Annotated in this window: 14 protein-coding genes; 8 read left to right on the plus strand and 6 right to left on the minus strand. The window is 63.2% G+C overall.

Annotated elements, in window-relative coordinates; translation table 11 throughout:
* Positions 1–132: 132 nt before the first annotated feature.
* Positions 133–462 carry a hypothetical protein gene (locus ACYOEI_RS17785; protein WP_462850883.1) on the plus strand — a complete coding sequence of 110 codons (330 nt, stop codon included), beginning with the start codon at positions 133–135 and terminating at the stop codon, positions 460–462.
* Between the two features lie 30 nt (positions 463–492).
* Here ACYOEI_RS17785 and ACYOEI_RS17790 read toward each other — a convergent pair whose 3' ends face one another.
* Together ACYOEI_RS17790 and rho are read right to left on the minus strand one after the other, a co-directional pair.
* On the minus strand, positions 493–2313 hold the full coding sequence (locus ACYOEI_RS17790) for an SUMF1/EgtB/PvdO family nonheme iron enzyme (protein ID WP_462850884.1): 1821 nt from the start codon (positions 2311–2313) through the stop codon (positions 493–495).
* Between the two features lie 353 nt (positions 2314–2666).
* On the minus strand, positions 2667–3791 hold the full coding sequence (gene rho / locus ACYOEI_RS17795; RefSeq protein ID WP_462850885.1) for a transcription termination factor Rho: 1125 nt from the start codon (positions 3789–3791) through the stop codon (positions 2667–2669).
* Between the two features lie 618 nt (positions 3792–4409).
* Here rho and ACYOEI_RS17800 point away from each other — a divergent pair.
* From ACYOEI_RS17800 to ACYOEI_RS17815, 4 genes are all read left to right on the plus strand, one after another.
* The gene (locus tag ACYOEI_RS17800; protein ID WP_462850886.1) at positions 4410–5243 is read left to right on the plus strand and encodes a thymidylate synthase; all 834 of its coding nucleotides are present in this window, start codon (positions 4410–4412) and stop codon (positions 5241–5243) included.
* 19 nt (positions 5244–5262) lie between these two features.
* The gene (locus tag ACYOEI_RS17805) at positions 5263–5787 is read left to right on the plus strand and encodes a dihydrofolate reductase (RefSeq protein ID WP_462850887.1); all 525 of its coding nucleotides are present in this window, start codon (positions 5263–5265) and stop codon (positions 5785–5787) included.
* Positions 5788–6084: 297 nt separating this feature from the next.
* Positions 6085–8160 (plus strand): ATP-dependent helicase, encoded by a 2076-nt coding sequence (locus ACYOEI_RS17810; RefSeq protein ID WP_462850888.1) that lies wholly within the window; start codon positions 6085–6087, stop codon positions 8158–8160.
* An 85-nt stretch (positions 8161–8245) separates the two neighbouring features.
* Positions 8246–8977 carry a Uma2 family endonuclease gene (locus ACYOEI_RS17815; RefSeq protein ID WP_462850889.1) on the plus strand — a complete coding sequence of 244 codons (732 nt, stop codon included), beginning with the start codon at positions 8246–8248 and terminating at the stop codon, positions 8975–8977.
* Positions 8978–9083: 106 nt separating this feature from the next.
* On the opposite strand, the gene ACYOEI_RS17820 is transcribed toward ACYOEI_RS17815, so the two are convergent.
* On the minus strand, positions 9084–10943 hold the full coding sequence (locus ACYOEI_RS17820) for a di-heme oxidoredictase family protein (RefSeq protein WP_462850890.1): 1860 nt from the start codon (positions 10941–10943) through the stop codon (positions 9084–9086).
* Between the two features lie 547 nt (positions 10944–11490).
* On the opposite strand from ACYOEI_RS17820, the gene ACYOEI_RS17825 reads away from it, so the two are divergent.
* Together ACYOEI_RS17825 and ACYOEI_RS17830 are read left to right on the plus strand one after the other, a co-directional pair.
* Positions 11491–11700, plus strand: a complete 210-nt coding sequence (locus tag ACYOEI_RS17825) for a tautomerase family protein (protein ID WP_462850891.1) — start codon at positions 11491–11493, stop codon at positions 11698–11700.
* Positions 11701–11887: 187 nt separating this feature from the next.
* Positions 11888–13594 carry an arylsulfatase gene (locus ACYOEI_RS17830; protein WP_462850892.1) on the plus strand — a complete coding sequence of 569 codons (1707 nt, stop codon included), beginning with the start codon at positions 11888–11890 and terminating at the stop codon, positions 13592–13594.
* Between the two features lie 55 nt (positions 13595–13649).
* Here ACYOEI_RS17830 and ACYOEI_RS17835 read toward each other — a convergent pair whose 3' ends face one another.
* The 3 genes from ACYOEI_RS17835 to ACYOEI_RS17845 all read right to left on the minus strand — a co-directional run bounded on the left by ACYOEI_RS17835 (position 13650) and on the right by ACYOEI_RS17845 (position 15911).
* Entirely contained in the window at positions 13650–13889 is a 240-nt protein-coding gene (locus ACYOEI_RS17835; protein ID WP_462850893.1) for a hypothetical protein, read from the minus strand.
* A 112-nt stretch (positions 13890–14001) separates the two neighbouring features.
* Positions 14002–14517 carry a hypothetical protein gene (locus ACYOEI_RS17840; protein ID WP_462850894.1) on the minus strand — a complete coding sequence of 172 codons (516 nt, stop codon included), beginning with the start codon at positions 14515–14517 and terminating at the stop codon, positions 14002–14004.
* Positions 14514–15911 carry an AAA family ATPase gene (locus tag ACYOEI_RS17845; protein WP_462850895.1) on the minus strand — a complete coding sequence of 466 codons (1398 nt, stop codon included), beginning with the start codon at positions 15909–15911 and terminating at the stop codon, positions 14514–14516. Before ACYOEI_RS17845 ends, ACYOEI_RS17840 begins: the two co-directional genes overlap by 4 nt.
* Positions 15912–16454: 543 nt before the next feature.
* On the opposite strand from ACYOEI_RS17845, the gene ACYOEI_RS17850 reads away from it, so the two are divergent.
* A complete protein-coding gene (locus ACYOEI_RS17850) occupies positions 16455–17225 on the plus strand; it encodes a heparin lyase I family protein (protein WP_462850896.1) in 771 nt (256 codons plus the stop codon).
* Positions 17226–17275: the final 50 nt, after the last annotated feature.

Here is a 17275-nt window from a genome sequence, read left to right on the forward strand (position 1 = left end):
GCCCGCCCATCGCGTGGTGGGCGGGCTTCCACCTTCGGCAAACCCCGCCGTCCGAAACCTGATTTTCCCTTCAACAACGACTCGGCACATCATCCAGGCATTGTCACACCAGGCGAGCTCGCGAGACCACCCATGCGGCTCACTCGTCTCAGCATCCGCACGTTGATGATCGTCGTGGCCATCACGGCCTTTCTGATGTGGGGCGGCCGGATGGGGGCACGGTCGCTCGACTATCACCGCCGCTCAACGTACTACAGCACCCAGGCAGCAAATTGGCGTGAGTTAGCGACCAGGAACCACCCGTGGAAGGCGTTCCGCTCGCAATGCGCCGAGTACTTCACGGCCCTGGCCCGGAAGTATCGCCGAGCCAGTTGGCGCCCTTGGCTCCCCGTCGACCCTGATCCTTATGCCCCGGGAGCTCGCGAGGCGGAACAGGCGGCCTCGCGCAAGACGTCGCGATGACGCCATATCCCCTCGCCCTCGCACCCGCCGTCAGAACGGAGGCGGGGCATTGACGGGGACGCCGGGAAGGGGCGGTGCTTCGTTGGCGGCGGGGGCAGGCGTGGGGGTCGCGGCCGGGGCCTGGAAGCCGTTGTCGGCCCCCTCGACGGCGAGGACGCAACGGAAACCGAGGAATGGGAGCCGCTTGTCGTAGCGGAGCCCTTCACGCTTGGTGAGCGCCCAGGTCTTGGAGCCGCCTCGGATCGCCAACTCCTGCGAACCTCCCCGGCTCGTAGGCCCGGCGGGGTCGGTCGGGACCGAGGACTTGAAGAGTTGATAATACCTGAGGTCGTAGTAGTCCTTGGTCCATTCCCAGGCGTTTCCGGCCATGTCGAAGGCGCCGATCGGCGAGTGGTCGGCTTCGAAGGACATGACGGGATCGAGCTTCTTGGGGTCGCGCGTCTTCACCCAGTCGGGGGCCTCGATTCCCCAGGGGTAGATCCGGCCGTCGGTCCCTCGGGCGGCCATCTCCCACTGGGCTTCGGTGGGGAGCTTCTTGCCGGCCCAGGTGGCGTAGTCCCTGGCCTCCTTCGCGCTGACCATCACGACCGGGCTCTCCTCGGTCGAAGTCGACGCGATCGGGTCGCGGGCAAGGGCCCGGTCGCGTTCGGTGCGACGACCGACTTCCTTCTGGAAGAGATCGAAGAGGCGGACGGTCACCTCGTGTTGATCGATGTAATAGGTGGAGAGCCTGACGGCATGGGCTGGGCGTTCGGCGGGTTCACCGTCGTCGCGGCCCATGATGAACTCACCGCCGGGGACCAGCACCATGATCGCCCCATCGCGAGCTCCGACGATCTCCAGCGGCCAGCCCGAGGCGTGGACCTGCGTCCCCGGCTTGGGGCGGAACCGCTTCGGCAGCAGACGACCGGTCGTGGGTTCCTCGGTCGTCGGGGCCGGCCCCGCCTCGGACGGATTCGCCGGCGGGACCAGCCCCACCTGGCCCTTCCTCGCGCCCGGGGTCGAGGCGGTCACCTCGATTAACTTCGGGGGAGCGACAACCTCAGGGGGCTGCGGCGGCGGCTCTGCGGAGGTCGCGACGACCGCAGGACGGTCGGGGAACAGCGGCAGATTCTGCTCGGGACGTCCCAACGCCTCCTTCGCCTCGCGAGCGGCCCCCGTGTTCGGGTACGACTTCACGACGAGGTTCAGGAGCGTGATGGCCTGGTCCGTGTTGTGTCGCTTCGCGGAATCTCGGGCCCGATCGAGGAGCACGCGGGCCTCCTGCTCGATCGACTCGCGGCTCGTCGTGTTCGCCACGACGGGCGCCGGTTCCGGGGTCGCGGCCCCGTCGTCGACCGGAGACGCACCGCGGAAGAATGGGCGGAGCACGAAGAAGATCACCAGGCAGAAGATCCCCGTCAGCGCCAGGCCGATCCCGATCCGGATCGTTTGCCGGGTCTCGTAGGTGTCGAGGTTAGGCGTTTCCTCGATGAGCACCCCGCGACCCGACTTCTCGGGTGTCTCGTTGCCCCGGCTTCCCTTCTTATCGGCCGAGCGGCTCGACCCACCGCCTCGTTGGCCCGCCGAGGAATCGGCTTTCGAGGAGCCTTCCTTCGCGTCGGACTTACCCCCCGTCTTCCCCGAAGGTGGTGAGGGCTCGGGGTCGGGCTCCGTCTTCCAGAGCCGAGGAAGCGGGGCCACGGGCGCCGTGCTCTTGCCGCGAGGGGCCTCCTCGACTTCGTCATCGACCGGGTTCGGGCCCGGGGCTGAAGAGTCGCTCGAGTCTTCGTCCGCAAGGCCGTAGCTGTCGTTGTCTTCGGACGACGGGACCGAGGGACGGCGGCGTCGGGGATCGGAGGACTCGGCCATGCGGGCGCTCCCGAGCGACGAGTAAACCCGGTGCGGGATTCGGGGTGCGGAGACCGGTCTTAGCCCGGTTCCTCTCTGTTTAAAGCTATCGTCCCATCGATGGCCCGGCAAGAGCTTGCATTATGGCATGCGCCTTCCGGCGGCCCGGTCGATCGGGTTGAACGCAAGGTACGGGCAGGGCCGCCCTCGACGCCTCGAGACCGGACGCTCCCTGTTCTGAAATACGATTTCCCGAGTGATTGCCCGACAGGATCGTCAGGAAAGGGATGTGAGGATTCGTACAATCGCCCGGACGCCCACAATCCGTCGAGGGGCATGATCCACCGGCATTTCGAAGGCTCGCCGAACCTGAATCAAGTCTTTTGGAATTGACCAATCTTTTCGAGAAACTCCGCATTCGAGGGAAACTTGGCGAGCTGGCGGACGAGCGACTCCATCGCATCGGTCGGCTTGAGCTCGGAGAGGCTCCGGCGGAGGAGGTTGACGCGGGAGAGTGTCAGGGGGTCGAGGAGGCGTTCTTCCTTGCGGGTGCCCGACTGCTGGATGTCGATCGCGGGCCAGACACGGCGGTCGGCAAGCCGGCGGTCGAGCACGACCTCCATGTTGCCGGTCCCCTTGAACTCCTGGAAGATGAGCTCGTCCATCCGGCTGCCGGTGTCGATCAGGGCGGTGGCCAGGACGGTCAGCGAGCCCCCCTCGTCGAAGGTCCGGGCGGCGCCGAAGAGGCGCTTGGGGACGTCCATGGCCTTGATGTCCATCCCCCCCGACATCGTCCTCCCCGAGTTCGACCCCTTGTTGTAGGCGCGGGCCAACCTCGTGAGGCTGTCGAGCAGGATCAGGACCTGTCCCCCGGTTTCGGCGATCCGCTTCGCTCGGTCGACGGTGAGCTGGGCGAGTCGGATGTGCTCTTCGGGGGCGTGGTCGGACGACGAGGCGATGACCTCGCCCCGGACGCTCCGACGCATCTCGGTCACTTCCTCAGGCCGCTCGTCGACCAGGAGGACGAACAGGTGGACCTCGGGGTGGTTCTTCGCGATCGAGCCTGCCAACTGCTGGAGCAGGATCGTCTTGCCCGTTCGCGGGGGTGCCACGATCAGGCCTCGCTGGCCCTTGCCGACCGGCGTGAGCAACTCCATGACCCGCATGCCGAGCGGCTCGGGGCCGACTTCGAGGCGGAGCCGGTCGTGGGGGTCGATGGCGGTCAGTTCGTCGAAGCCTCGAAGTCCGATGTACCGCTCCGGCTCGCACCCCTCGATCTCGGTCAGCTCGGCCAGGCGCATCGCCTCACCCTTCGACGGGGGCGCGGCACGGCCGGTGAGTCGGACACCCTGTCGGAGCCGGAACTTGGCCAGCATCGGGGCCCCGACGTAGACGTCGTTCGTCCCCGCTTTAAAATTCCGCGCGGGGTCCCTCAGGAATCCATATCCTTTGGGATGCATCTCCAGGACACCCGAACAGCTCAGTTCGGCCATGCTCATGGCAATCGCCCGGCGAGAAAGGTAGACGCTGCCGCACAATCGGCAGGCATGTGTCTCCGAGACGAGAGACGCGGTCGAAAATCAACGGGGAGCGGAAGGTCAGACCAAAGGAGCCGGATCAGGATGTCGATCAGGAACTTGGCCCGATCGAACAACGCTCCGGTCAAGCGGTGGGACGACCCAACGGTACGACGGACCGACGAGAGGTCGGAAGGTCGAGATTCCTCACCATCGCGAGGAATCCGAATAGAACGCTCAAGAGGAATCGGCCCGGATGACTGTACGAAAAGGATGCGTCCTCGTCCATGCCTAAACCGCGAATTCTCGAGAACCGCGATTCCCATCAAAGCGCAATCCGATCGGACCATCGCGGATCCGCGTCGCGTGGTCCGCGGTCCCCAGGTCATTCGTCGTCGCCGGGCTTTTCTTGCCGTCTACACTTGGAATTGACCGGGTTCGACCGACGAACGTTGTCACATCCAAGCAAGACAACATCAACGCACACCGGCCATAACTTACTCAATCCATGACCTTTGGGTCCCTTCCGATCGCGAGCCGTTCCGCCCTCGGGCCGACCGGTGCCGCCGGGCGAGGGGACGATACCCTTGGGACCAGCTCATGCGGCAATACTTGGATCTTCTCCGCCATGTCCGCGATACCGGCGTGAGGAAGCCGACGAGGGCGGTGCTGCGATCGACGGGGGAGACGATCGACGCCTTGAGCGTATTCGGCTACCAGATGCGCTTCGACCTCGCCGACGGCTTCCCCGCGGTGACTACCAAGCGCTTGGCGTTCAACCCGGTCGTCCACGAGCTCATCTGGTTCCTCCGGGGCTCGACCAACATCGCCTATCTCCGCGACCACAACGTCACCATCTGGGACGAATGGGCGGACGAAAATGGCGAGCTCGGCCCCGTTTATGGCAAACAGTGGCGGTCGTGGGAGGGTTCGGAGGGCGACACGATCGACCAGGTCGCGAACCTGGTCGCGGGGATCGAGGCCGTCAAACGCGACCCCACCGCTTCCGTGGGCCGCCGCTTGATCGTCTCGGCCTGGAACCCGAGCGACCTGTCAAAAATGGCACTCCCCCCCTGCCACACGCTTTTCCAGTTCTCCCTCACCGAGGGCAAGCTCTCCTGCCAGCTCTACCAACGCTCGGCGGACCTGCTCCTCGGCGTGCCATTCAACATCGCCAGCTACGCGCTCCTCACCCACCTCGTCGCGAACGTCACCGGCCTCGAGCCGGGCGAGTTCATCCACACGTTCGGAGACGCCCACATCTACACGAACCACCTCGACCAGATCGACGAGCAACTGACCCGGACGCCTTACCCCCTGCCCCACCTCCGGATCGACGACTCGCTCACCAACCTCGCCGAGATCCGCCGGGATCAGATCGAGCTTGTGGGCTACCGTTGCCATCCTACGATCCGGGGCGAGGTCGCCGTCTGACCTGATTCGGGAGAGTTCCGTGACCGTATCGATCATCGCGGCCGTGGCGAACGACGGCCTGATCGGCCGAGACAACCAGCTCCCCTGGCACCTCCCACGCGACCTGAAGCGGTTCCGGGCCCTCACGATGGGCAAGCCCATCGTCATGGGCCGCAAGACATTCGAATCCCTCAAACGTCCCCTGGACGGCCGCCACAACATCGTCCTCACCCGCCGCGACGACCTCTCCGCGTCCGGGTTCACCATCGCGCACTCCCTCGACGAGGCCATGACTCTGGCGGCCCCCGAGCGGGAGGTCATGATCATCGGGGGCGCCGCCGTCTTCCGCGAAGCCCTCCCGATCGCCGACACCATCCACCTCACCATCGTCGACGGCCAATTTCAGGGCGACGTTTACCTCGACCTCGACTTCCTCGAGTCGCCCTCATGGATCAAGACCTCGGCAGAAGATTGGCCTCCCGATGCCAAGAACCCGTTCCCCATGAAGTTCCTGACGCTCGAACAATCCAAAAATTTACATGCCCTGAATACCCCGATATCATAACGTCGAGCCGCGTTCCCGCCACTCAAAACGACACATCTCGCACTGTCGTCATTCATCGGAAGAGCGCGGGGCAGGAGTGCCCCGAGTAACGGGGGGAGGGCTTACGGGCGGGTGTGAACGGATCACAGCCCGGGGCCTGCAGGGACGCTTGGCGTCGCTCGGCCCGAGTCGGGGCGGTCAGGGAGCCAACGGCCGACCTGTTTCGCGAGGCGGGAATCCAGTATCCTGGCAGGAAGGCTCGAGAGGTTCTCCGAGAGCTCGATCCCGAATCGAAAAGTCGCCAGGGTCATCGCCGAAATGCGCAAGATCCCGCTCAGGAAGACCGCCAATGATCGGCTCGCGGGGCAGTTCGCGAATGACCTGAACGAGTCGCAGCTCGCCGCGGCGACGGCCCCCGACGGGTACAACCTGATCCTCGCGGGGCCGGGCTCGGGGAAGACCCGGGTGATCACCTATCGGGTCGCCTACCTGATCGCCAAAGGAGTGCCGCCTGAGTCGATCCTCCTGGTCACCTTCACGCGGCGAGCGGCGAGGGAGATGGTGGGGCGGCTCGAGGAACTGATCGGGCCGCAAGCGGCGCGGGTCTGGGCGGGCACGTTCCATCACATCGGCAACCGACTCCTCCGCAGGGCCGCGTCGGCCCTGGGATTCGGGCCCAACTTCACGATCCTCGACAGCGAAGACCAGCTCGACATCGTGCGGCTGGCGATGGACGACGCCGGTCTCTTCGGCACGGGCAAGCTCGCCCCGAAGCCGAACCTCGTCCTGCACCTGCTCAGCTTCGCGTTCAACGTCGGCCGGCCGCTCGACGAGGTCGTCGCCGACCGCCATCCCGACCTCCTCGTCTGGCTCCCCAACCTCGCCAAGACGGCCGAATCCTACGCCCGGCGCAAGCGCGAGTCCAACAGCATGGACTACGACGACCTGCTCGGCCAGTGGGCCCGCTTGATCGCCGAATTCCCCGAGGCCAAGGCCGCGCAGGGGAGAATGTTCCGGCACATCCTCATCGACGAGATGCAAGACACGAACGTCGTGCAGGCCGACCTCGTCGAGTCGATCGCCAGGGCTGGTTCTGGGAACCTGACCGCGGTCGGCGACGACGCCCAGTCGATCTACCGATTCCGAGGCGCGAACTACGACAACATCCTCAAGTTCCCCGACCGACACCCGGGGTCCCGGCTGTTCCAGCTCGAGGTCAACTACCGATCGACTCCGGCGATCGTCGCGTTCACCAACGCCTCGATCGCGCACAACGTTTCCGGCTTCTCCCGCAACCTCGTCTCCGCCCGCCCGCCCGGCTGCCGCCCCGTCGTCGTCCCGGCCGCCGACGCTTATGAGGAAGCCACGTACCTCTGCCAACAGATCCTGGACTGGCACGAGGAAGGGGTCGGCCTGAACCGGATCGCCGTCCTCTACCGGAACCACCACGACAGCATCCTTCTCCAGGCCGAGCTCGTCGCCCGGGGGATCCAGTACTCGGTCCGCAGCGGCCTCCGGTTCTTCGAGCAGGCACACATCAAGGACGTCCTGGCCTTCCTCCGGATCGTGGTCAACCCTCGGGACGACGCCGCCTGGCGCCGCTTGCTCCTGCTCCTGCCGGGGATCGGCCCGGCCAAGGCCTCGGCGATCTGCGCCCGGCTCGCCGAGGCGCCTGACCCACTCGCGGCCCTCGGCACCGCCGAGACGATGGCCCTCGCACCGACCAAGAGCAAGGGGTTCCTCGCCGGGTTCGTCGCCGACCTCAACAAGATCCGAGCGACCACCCCCGAGACCCATCCGGCCTCGGCGATCACCGCCATCCTCCAGGGGGGCTACTCCGCGACCCTCCGCGTCAAGTACGACCGCCCCGAGAACCGGATCGCCGACATCGAGCAGCTCTCGGTCCTGGCCGCACGCTACGACAGCCTCGAGCGCCTGACCGCCGACCTCCTGCTCGCGGGCGATGTCTACGGCATGGACACGCTCGCCGAGGGGGACGCACCCGCCGAGGTCCTCGTCCTGAGCACGGTCCACCAGGCCAAGGGCCTCGAGTGGTCGCGCGTCATCGTCCCCCGCCTGATCGAAGACAGCTTCCCGAACCACCGCGCCTTGAACGAGCCCGGGGGTGAAGACGAAGAGCGTCGGATCTTCTACGTCGCCATCACCCGCGCCATGGACGAGCTCTTCCTGACCTACCCCCTGATGATCCCCCGAGGCAACCGAGGCCCCAGCGTCCTCTCCACCCCGAGCCGGTTCCTGACCGAGATCGACCCGGCCCTCGTCGAACAAGCTGTCCTCGAGCCCGACTTCGACCTCAACCTCGCCTGGTCCAGCCCCCCTCCCCTACGCGACCCGAACGACGAAGGCCCCACGGACGACGAGCTCCCATTCTGACGCCCGACCCCTTTACTTGGGTCGCGGCGTGTATCATGGACCGGGGAGCCTCGAACGACTCCCGGAGCCCTCGGGATTTCAGACCATGAGCACTCTCGACTCCGCGGGACGTCGCGTTGCTCAACCGCTGATCGATGGCCAGCGCCTCGATCGGGCGAGCTTCCACGCCCGATATGAGGCCTCACCCCCGGGAATTCGCGCGGAGTTGATCGGCGGAGTCGTCCTCAGGCCCAGTCCCGTCGGTCCGGAACACGCCCGAGCCCATGTCCCCTTGATCGTCTGGCTCGACCACTACGCGGAGAAGACTCCCGGCGTCGAAGCCCTCGACAACGCCTCGGTCGCCCTCGACAGTTTGGGCGAACCTCAGCCCGACGCCCTCCTGAGGATCCTTCCCGAATTCGGCGGCAAGACTCGTTCGGAGCGTCACGTCATTGCCGGCGCCCCGGAGTTCGTCGTCGAAGTCGCCAAGTCGACCCGCTTCCTCTACCTCGGTCCGAAACGAGCCGATTACGAGCGGGCGGGGGTGAAAGAGTATCTCGTCCGGGCCCTCGAGCCCGACGAGCTCATTTGGCACGTCCTCCTCGACGGCCAACTCGATCCCGTCCCGCCGGATGCCGACGGAATCCACCGCTCGGACGTCTTCCCTGGCCTCTGGCTCGACCCCGGAGCCCTACGCGCCGGAAACCGCGAAGCCACCCGCAAAACCCTGGATCGGGGCCTGGCGACCCCTGAGCACGCGGACTTCGTGGAGAGGCTCGCCCACTTCTCCCAAGTACGCCGAGACTCATCAGACCAGGGAAAAGTCGAGAGCGTTTGAGATCCAAGGCACCTCGAAGTTGATCCGGAAGTGGCCGTGTAGCTCGCGTGCCCTTCCCACGATCTATGCTTTGATCTTTTATTTGCAACGTTATTAAAATACCAGGCTATTTTCCATTTTTTTCCAGTTCCCGAATCCGTATGGCAGCGGCCTTTCCACGGACCGAGTTTGGGCTCTCGCTCACGACCTTTCGATAGAATTCGAGGGCTCCCTTGGACTTTCCCATTCGATCGAGGTTATGGGCCGCACGGAAGTTCGTTTCGATCCGAGATTCGACGGCTGATTCGGACGTCTCGCGTTTCTCGCCCACGAGAGAAGGATCAATGGATAGAGAATCCAAAAAGATGGCGATTGACTTTTGGGCCGCGTGGGAGAGATTCGCGTACCGGGTCGCAGAAGCACCGGCCTGACCACCGTGGAATCGTACGGCCTCACCAAGAGTTTTTGCACGCCCGTCATGCAGGTAAGGGCCAGACTCGTGGAATCCCCAGAGAGGCGGCGTCCGCCACTCACTGCTCAAGCTGCCGGTCCCGTCGGGTAGTCCGTAGTACTCCCCGGTGGTGTCCAATTCGCTTCCCATGTCGTGGAGCAGCAGATCGCTATAGATCCCCTCGATATCGCCCAGTTTGCGAACGTGGCAATCTGCGCAGCCGATACTCTCGAACAATTTGTAACCGGATTGAACTAACTTATCCTCATGATTGGGATGGTAGCGAATCACGGGGGGCGGCAGCGACCCGACGTAGGCGGCCAGCGAGTTGCATTCGTCCTGCGTCAGATCGAGACCTCTTACTTCCGCCGTCTCGCTTGTGGTGAGCGGTGTAGGAGGTTGGTGATGGCCGGGCACCTCGAGGCCCAGTTCATTGGCACACGCCGCTATCACGAACTCTTGCAAGCTCGACACTTGTGCCTTCCATCCGAACCGACCGATGGACCCGTCCTTCATTTTCCGACAACGCCCTCGGACCTCAGGTGCCTGCCTCTCAGCCGTGTCGATGAAGGCCTCATCGGGAAGCGAGTCGATCACTCCCATGCCGAACAGCGGTGTCGCGCTCCGAACGGAGATTGAGAGCGACCCACCAACAATCACCAAGCCTTCTTGAGACCTGATCTTTTCGATGAAGGCCGACCTCCGACTCGCATAGGCGGAGTTGACGTTGGCCCGCGGAAGCACTACAGACCTCGCGCCGCAAAGCCCTGGGTGCACTTGCTTTAGTACGGAGTCTTCGGGCCTGATGACGAACGCGTGACCTCTCATCACACCGTCGCTTCCGGCGATGACCATTTCACGCGTGTCGTCGTCTTCGGAGATATGAAACCTTGTACCAGTCAACCGCCCTTTCTCGTTGGCGACCGTGATCCGTTTCCCTTTCAAGGTCCGATCCGGCGTAACGAAAACGAACTTCCCCATGACGTCTCCACGTTCTGGGTCGTGGAATTTCCCAAATTCCATCCGATATCCCGAACCGGAGAAGGCGATGTTTCGAATGACATTCACAGGCCGAGGGGGACCATCACTCGCGGGGTCCTTTCCGGTCATGGGCATCAGGCCGTTGGGAATCGTCATCGCTTCCAGGCCACTGATATTGAGGCTGAGGAGTTCGACATTCCGATCGTTGGGGCCCGCGCCTCCCGGCTTCCCCTGACTGTGGCATGCCAGACATGACTTCTCATTATAGGCGGGCCCGAGGCCGTCGCCGCCGTGGCAGAGGGGATCGTTGGGAAGCCACTCTCTTTCGAAGAGTTTTCGCCCCAAGGCCAAATCTGTTACCGTGAATGGACGGCCATTCTCTTGCACCACCCGAGACCCTTTATCCGCAACCCGAGCCTGGTCCTTCGCTGACTCTGCTCCATCGGACGATTCCGCAACGACGTCGCGATTCACCGGTCCTCGGAACTTCAATCCAGCCTTATCTATAAGGATGGAAGCCGGCGGGCCGGCTTTACTTAGGTTCTCGACTGTCATGTGTCGGTCTTGCCGACGAGGTCTTCCGACTCTTCCCCTATCCTGCCCAATCGCGACGTTCGCCAGAACGAGGATCCACCCGAACGAGGCGATCCCGAGGTATCTCGCTTTGTTTCGCCAGGGGGACCACAACGGAACACTCCCATATTGGCACGCATCGAACTTGCCGAATTTGCTGCATAAAGTCGGGCGACAATGCTCGAAGGTATTACCCTTAAACCAATTCTCAACTAATCCGAGCGATAAACCCAGCGTATTGAGCATCGTCGCACCCTCACTTTCAACGCCGTCCGAGCAACCACATGTTGATTTTACGGGAGATCTCGCAGCGAATCCAGCAGTTTCCACTAATCAATTAAGGAAGTATCATCTTCCGTCTCGCACCCCCTGTCCCCGAAGTCAGTCCGACGCGGATGTCCCTCCTCAATCTGTCACGATCGGAATGAATGTTGGAGAGCAGGAAATCGCCGAGGCGATGCGGTATCCTGAGTCGGACTCATTTCTATCCGCCGCGAGCCTACCCGACGAGAGACGAGGGGAGCCGATTATGCCGATCGTGACGATCCAGATTACCCGCGAAGGGACGACCCCCGAGCAGAAGGTCGCGCTCATCAAGGGCGCAACCGACTTGATGGTGGATGTGCTGAACAAGCCACCAAGCCTGACGTTCGTGGTCATTCAGGAAGTGGATCTAGAGGACTGGGGAGTAGGAGGCTTGCCAGTCAAAGACTATCGAAAGCAAACGGAAGGCCACTGACCATTCAACACGAATCAAACATTAAACAAAAACATCATTAACTCATACATCAATCAAAGGTCCACATTCCCCTATTAGCGGGATACGATCACAAAGACCGAGCCTCCTGACAAGAACCAAGGTGTTGATTGCCGAGGTTGGGTCGTTTTGCCTTTCTCCATTTTGGTCCGTCCGGGGATAGTCGGTCATGGTATGCGGCACTCTTCGTTCAATTTTTGCGGTGGTCACGCTCGGTCTCGCGTACATCGGGCCCTTCGTGCTGGCCGATCATCGCGCAAACGGTGGTGAGCCCATCGCGACGAAAGAGTCAGGTCGGCCGAACATCGTGGTCGTCGTCTTCGACGACATGGGCTTCTCGGACCTCGGCTGTTACGGCAGTGAGATCCGGACCCCGAACGTGGACCGCCTCGCAATGAAGGGGCTCCGGTTCACGCGATTCTATAACGCCTCGCGCTGTTGCCCGACCCGCGCGGCGCTTCTGACCGGGCTTTATCCTCATCAGGTGGGGCTCGCGAAGAACGGTCGCGACCTGTCGCGCGACGCGGCCACGATCGCCGAGTTACTTCGCGATGGGGGATATCAGACGGCGATGGTAGGGAAGTGGCACCTCTCGGAAACGGCCCCGCTCGGCGGGAAGGCCGACGGTCCAAGGCATATGGCCTGGCTCAACCATCAGGCCGAGCACGGGCGACCATTCGCTGATGTGGGGACCTACCCCGTCAATCGCGGGTTCGAGCGGCACTACGGGCCGATCTGGGGTGTGGTCGACTACTTCGACCCGTTTTCGCTCGTCGAGGGAACCAAGGCCGTCGAGCAAGTGCCCAAAGACTATTACCTGACCGACGCCCTCGGGGCCAAGGCGGCTGAGTACGTCCGGGCGATGGCGAAGGACGAACGCCCGTTCTTCCTCTACCTCGCCCATTGCGCCCCGCACTGGCCTTTGCACGCCCGGCCCGAAGACATCGCCCGTTACCGGGGTCATTATCGCGACGGCTGGGAGGCCCTCCACGCTTCACGCTATCGCAGGCAGGTCGAGATGGGGCTCGTCGATTCGGCGACGCACCCCCTACCTCCGTTGACTGGACGGGGTCCTGGCTGGGAGACACTCGATGAGGCTGGCCGCGAACGGGAAGCCTCGCTGATGGCCGCCCACGCCGCGATGATCGACCGGGTTGACCAGGGAATCGGCGAACTCGTGCAGACACTCAAGGACACCGGCCGATACGACAACACCATCATCCTCATCCTCTCTGACAACGGGGCCTCCCCGGAACGATACATCAATCCGGGCTTCGATCGGGCCTCGCAAACCCGAGACGGCCGACCCATCCAGTACACAGGCGAATTCCATCCAGGACCGGAAACCACCTGGGGCTACCTCGGGCCGCACTGGGCAAGCGCTGTGAACACACCGTATCGTTACTGGAAGGCGACATCCTTCGAAGGGGGATGTCACTCTCCCTTGATCGTCCACTGGCCGGCTGGCTTGAAAGCCGTTCGAGGCTCGACCACGGATCGAGTCGAGCACGTCATCGACCTGATGCCAACCTGTCTTGAGCTCGCGGGAACACCGTATCCCGACCAGTACGCCGGTCATTCTCTCAAACCACAGGAAGGGACAAGTCTCGCACCGATCCTCAAAGGTCAAGCGGGACCGTTACCTCGAACTCTTTACTTCGAGCACGAGGGTGGCCGGGCGATCCTCGACGGTGATTGGAAGCTCGTCGCCAGAGCCGGCGAACCCTGGGAGCTCTATCACATCTCCCAGGACGCCACGGAGACGCACAACGTCGCGGATCAAGAACCGAAGCGGGTCGAAGCGATGGTAACCCGTTGGAACGCCTGGGCCGAACGCGTCGGCGCCGAGGCTCCGAAACGAGCCAGGGTGCCTTGAACCTGCGGAAAAGCACTGTCCACGGGTTTGGCCGGATCGATGCGAAGACTGTCGGTTAGTCGCCGAATTCCTTGAACAAGCGTTGCAACTCCTCTTCACCACCAACGATACCGAACGAGTGGCCGAAGATCTCGACCTCGAGATGGCCGTCGGCAAAGAACTCAACCTCCCATCGTTCGCCCGGCACAGCGACCTCGACCATGATGGCTTCGGGGCGCACTCGAGTGAGGTTGAAATAGATCTTGTGCTGATCCAAGTCCGAAAGGAAGTCGAGCAGCTTTTGGAGCGGGTTCAAGGAACAGCCCTTCTGATCATGCTTCGTCCCACCAGGTTCTCCTGGGAGTCGAGCCTTGAGTCCTCGGGGAGAAGTCCGACTGAGTTTGACAGCACTCCTGGGTCAAGCCACTTTAGCCCGTGGCCCCCGGCCGGTCGATCACGGACGTACGCATCGAAGACTGTTTGATCGACCGGATCCGATTGACGATCGTATTGATGATCTCGGGCTTCGCCTTGTTCTTCATCCCGACGAGGCCGATCGCATCGACGATCGACGTCAGGTCGGTCTTGGTCAAGGGATCGAGCTTTGCCCGCAGGGCTTCGATCAGGTCGAACGTGACGTCCGGGGAGGGTGCCCGACCGTGGAGGTCGACGACTTCCGCCCGGAGGGTGGCGAGGTCGAGCTTCGGCTTGGCGGGCGACTTGGCCCGAGCCCCGGCCTTCGGCTCGACGACGGGGATCACTCCGGTGCGCGAATACTCCTCGGCCCTCGCCAGGAAACCGGCGAACTGAACGAGGTCGTGGTCGCGGAATGGTTGGAGCCCCTCCGCGACCTTGGAGAGCTCCGTCGCCGACTTCTTGCCGTCGGCAGCCTGGAGGAGCCTGGCGAGGTCGTTGAGATACTGCTGGAGCTCGGAAATCTTCATGAATTCACCTCGGCCGGGGCAATCGCTCGAGTCCCGGTGGCCCGGCAGAAGGTCGGCAGGCGACCCTCGATCTCGTTCGCGAGGAGGTCGAATGCGTCGGACATCTTATCGCTTTCCGTCAGGGGCCGGTGCTCGTCCTCCGCGCTCCGCACCTCGGTACTCTGTCGGATGAACGAATCGAGGCGCGGCACGGCCTCGCCCCAGACGTTCTTGGCCTTGATCTCGAGCTCCGAGAGCCGGTTCTTCTCGTCGCTGGTGAGCTCGGCTCCGAACGTCCGGTTGGCCACCATCCCCAGCACCTTGAGCTGACCGTTGATATTCTCGCGGAACTGCAGCATCCGAGACAGGAGGACCGGGACACGGTCGGTGGTCGCCTTGCTCGGCATCACCGGGATCAACACGGAGTCGCTCGCGGCCAGCGCGTTCACGCAGCAGATATTGATCAACGGGGGACAGTCGAGGAGGACGATGTCGAACGTGTTGGAGATCCGCTTGAGGTGGAGCTCCCTGCGGAGGATGAATCGAGGGTCGCGGTGCCCCTCGCGCAAGAGCCATCGCACCGTCAGGTTGGTCTCGGCGTAGACGAGCGTGTCGACCGTCCCCACGATCGCCGAATCCTCCGTGCCGAGGACGGGCTGGGTGTAGTTCAGCAGATTCGGGTACTCGGCGTCGAATGACCGGGCGAGGAAGTCGCCGATGAAGAGACGCTTTTCTTCCAGGCTCGCCTGGTCTTGCTCGGGGAGGAAGAGGCTGGTGAGCGAGCCTTGCAGGTCGAGGTCGATCAACAGGACCTTCCAACCCCGGCGGCTCAACGCCGCGCCGAGGTTCGCGGTGAGCGTCGTCTTGCCGACACCCCCCTTCAGGTTCAGGATCGAAACGATCGGCATCCGCCGCTCCTCGAGGGGCCGGAAGTCCGGGGCGTTGTAGCGCACCCGCTCAGTCCAGGTGAAGCCCGTCTTCTCGAGGGCGCGCGTGATCCGTCGGCGTTCCGACGTGAACTGCGATTGGATCTCCTGGAGATGCTCCTGAAGCTTCGCGGAGGTGTCGCGATGCGACTCGGCGAGCTCCGCATGCCGGGTCGAGTCGCTCACGGCCGCGAGCTTCTCCTCGGCCAATCGACGCGCTTCGTCTCGAGCCGCTTCCAGACTGGCGATCAGGTCATCCGGGGAGGTGTCGAGCCGTTCCTTTTTGGCCGACTCGAGTTTCTGTTTCAGGTCGCGCACTTCGTCGCTCGCCATCGCCATACGATGGCGGAGGCCCGCGGAGAGCGCTCGGTGTAGCGCGATCAACGCCGGTGTCAGGGCCGAGATCACCACGGCCGCAGCCGAGCCGAACGCCAGGAGAACCTCTTTATTCGTCCAGCTTGGCAGACTATCCTTGAAGATGTCCTGCATATCGACCACACACTTTATCAAGTGAACCGAGTGACTTTAACGATACCCGAAACCAAGATAGTCGATACAATTCCTAGATCCTAGCACCCAGCGAAGTCCACGATATGAATTATCGAGAGGTGTGTGGAATCCTCCGCTCCTGGATCTCGCGACGCTTCCCAAGAGGCGTCAAGGGGCCTCTCATCCGTTCCCCCGACCGCGTCGCGCGGCGACCGCACATCGGGCCATTCCCCTTCTTCGAAGATGATTTGCAACGACGTTGGCGATGCGACCGGGGACGAAGCCTACGTCGCTCCGTCCCTCCTCGCTGACGTCGATCGGTTGCGCCCGCGGTCTGCAACCTCGCCTCGGCTCCAGAATGGCGTGAGCGAGCTTGTCGCGAAACCAGGCCCAGCGGTCGGCCGATTTCGATAGGAGTTGACCCGATCGGGTTGCTACACTCGGGAGACCGAGGGGCGGCGTATCCTCGAGTTGGCGACCCTGCGACGTTTTCCGCGAGGTCGATCCCGCCCCGACGCAAACCTGCCCGGAGGGAATTCACCCGTGAGAGCCGAGCGTCTCCCCATCGTCTGTGGGATCGCCATCCTGGCGATCGGCACACTCCTCCGGCCCGTCCCGGCGACGGCCGAGATCCTCTTCAAGGCCGACTTCGAGACCGGCGACTTCAGCCAGTTCAGCGGCCTGAGCAAGAAGATCAAGCCGGGACACATCGAGGTCGACACCGACGTCGTCCACGCCGGCAAATACTCGGGACGATTCACGATCCACGAGGACAACGTCTTCAACGCCGGGCAACTGCGAGTCCAGGCCAACGGGCCCAAGGTCACCGTCCAGGAAGGTTCGGATACCTTCGTCTCATTTTACATGTACATGAAGGAGCCGCCCAAGGATCGCGACAACTTCTTCTACTGGGAAGGCAGCCCGCCCCCGCGTTACAACAACGTGATGACCTGGTGGGTCCAGCCGAAGCCCGACGGCTCCGGCACGACCATCAAGTACGGGACGGGCAACCTCGGGCGCAAGGGCGTGCATTGGGAAGCCGACTTCGAGGTCGGACGCTGGCACCAGTTGGGCATGCACATCCATTGGTCGGAGGATCCCGCCAAGGGGAACGTCAAGCTGTGGTGGGACGGCGAAGTCGTCCTGGATAAGAAGGTCCAGACCAAGGGGCCCCAGTCCGTCTACTTCTCCCAGCCTGGGATCCACCGCTCCCCGCACGCGGAGTCGGTCGACACCATCTATTTCGACGACATCCTCTGCGCCACGACGCTTGAGGAGATTGTGATCCAGAAACCCGGCACCAAAGCGAAATGAACATCGGAGCTGGGTTGAGTATCCATCGCGACGTTCGCGATGCATCGGAT

The sequence above is a fragment of the Singulisphaera rosea genome, from assembly GCF_054877945.1.

Bases quoted from the DNA above. Each gene is read 5' to 3' on its own strand.
- ACYOEI_RS17800 (WP_462850886.1), top strand. From the start codon at position 4,410: ATGCGGCAATACTTGGATCTTCTCCGCCATGTCCGCGATACCGGCGTG.
- ACYOEI_RS17785 (WP_462850883.1), top strand. From the start codon at position 133: ATGCGGCTCACTCGTCTCAGCATCCGCACGTTGATGATCGTCGTGGCC.
- ACYOEI_RS17790 (WP_462850884.1), bottom strand. From the start codon at position 2,313: ATGGCCGAGTCCTCCGATCCCCGACGCCGCCGTCCCTCGGTCCCGTCG.
- ACYOEI_RS17820 (WP_462850890.1), bottom strand. From the start codon at position 10,943: ATGACAGTCGAGAACCTAAGTAAAGCCGGCCCGCCGGCTTCCATCCTT.
- ACYOEI_RS17815 (WP_462850889.1), top strand. From the start codon at position 8,246: ATGAGCACTCTCGACTCCGCGGGACGTCGCGTTGCTCAACCGCTGATC.
- ACYOEI_RS17845 (WP_462850895.1), bottom strand. From the start codon at position 15,911: ATGCAGGACATCTTCAAGGATAGTCTGCCAAGCTGGACGAATAAAGAG.
- ACYOEI_RS17840 (WP_462850894.1), bottom strand. From the start codon at position 14,517: ATGAAGATTTCCGAGCTCCAGCAGTATCTCAACGACCTCGCCAGGCTC.
- rho (WP_462850885.1), bottom strand. From the start codon at position 3,791: ATGAGCATGGCCGAACTGAGCTGTTCGGGTGTCCTGGAGATGCATCCC.
- ACYOEI_RS17810 (WP_462850888.1), top strand. From the start codon at position 6,085: ATGCGCAAGATCCCGCTCAGGAAGACCGCCAATGATCGGCTCGCGGGG.
- ACYOEI_RS17830 (WP_462850892.1), top strand. From the start codon at position 11,888: ATGGTATGCGGCACTCTTCGTTCAATTTTTGCGGTGGTCACGCTCGGT.
- ACYOEI_RS17825 (WP_462850891.1), top strand. From the start codon at position 11,491: ATGCCGATCGTGACGATCCAGATTACCCGCGAAGGGACGACCCCCGAG.